This is a genomic window from Methylosinus sp. R-45379 (assembly GCF_001644125.1).
In the GTDB taxonomy this organism is placed as follows: domain Bacteria; phylum Pseudomonadota; class Alphaproteobacteria; order Rhizobiales; family Beijerinckiaceae; genus Methylosinus.
The window spans coordinates 1-1,182 of record NZ_LUUM01000242.1 but is presented as its reverse complement, the minus strand read 5'-3'; the positions used below and the strand labels follow the sequence as shown (position 1 = coordinate 1,182).

The window sequence follows — 1,182 nt, the reverse complement described above, 5'->3', positions numbered from 1 at the left end:
GACGACAGGCGATGAGATCCGGAAGGCGCGCGAGGCGAAGGGCCTTTCTCAGGAGGCTCTCGCGGAGCGCATTGGCATATCGCAAGTTGCAATTCAGAAGATCGAGAACGGCAGTACTCGCAAATCGAAGTTTCTCCCAGAGATAGAACGGGAGCTCGATATGGCTCCGCACCATAAATTCGTCACGCTTGCCCCTAGCGACCCCTCCAAGCCGATGCCTATAATGGCAACTGCCGAAGACGGTAAGGGGTATTTGATTATGTCGAACGGCGCGATTGACTATATGGCTCGCCCCCCAGGACTCGGCGCGGCGACAGATGCTTATGGACTTCTCGTGTCTGGATACGACATGTTCCCGCGTTATCGGCCCGGCGAAACTCTAATGCTAAATCCAAAGCTTCCACCCGCCACGGAAGACGGCGTCGTCTTATTCGAGGACGGCGGCGGAAAGGCCCTTATTCGCGAATTCGTTCGATCTACTCCGACAGAATGGGTCGTTCGTAAATGGGGCGATAAGCCATGCGAAGAACGGCTTTCTCGCGCCAAATGGCTGCGCTGCGACACGGTCGCCGGCGTGCTGTCGCGGCGATGAGCGCGCCACTTTCGAACTGACGTCGCACGCGGATATCGGAGGCGAAACGCCTCTCCGTATGAGCTTTGCAAACGATCGAAAGCCATTCAAGGTCGCCCCAGCCGACCCGTGGCGCCGCGCGCCTATTGCAGCGCAATCTAAGTTCCCCCGCAATTCCAGGTAGTCGCTCGAGATTGAACCACCGCGGCTCTCGGCGCGATCCGCAATCACTTCATATCGTGCGCTAAAAGTTTTGGATGCGCCATTGGATGGACGGTAACGGCCGGGTCACGTTCAGACACTCCCCCAACCAGCCGCTATGAGCTGGCGAGCTTTCCTGTGGGAAATTTACGCATAACACCACTTGTCGTTATGGATAATTTTTCTTATTGCAACGGCTGATAACATAAGTTATCAAATTCCAATCTGCTCTTTCCATCGGTTCAGGGAGAGCCGTGCGTGCGCGTTCTCTGCGTTTCTGTCTCGCTCCCCATTTTTCGATGGAGCCCTCCCTTGGCAATCACCCGTAAGAGCCCTTCCCCTGTCGAGCCGCCCATTGCGAGCCGCTCGAAGCTGTCCAGCACGCCCCGCCGCCGCAAAAGCGCAACGCC

1 protein-coding gene is annotated in these 1,182 nt (G+C 57.0%); it reads left to right on the top strand.

The annotated features are described in order from the left end of the window. Nucleotides 1-592, top strand: a 592-nt coding sequence (locus tag A1351_RS10895) for a helix-turn-helix domain-containing protein (RefSeq protein WP_064032964.1), incomplete at its 5' end; no start/stop codon positions are given. Nucleotides 593-1,182: the final 590 nt, after the last annotated feature.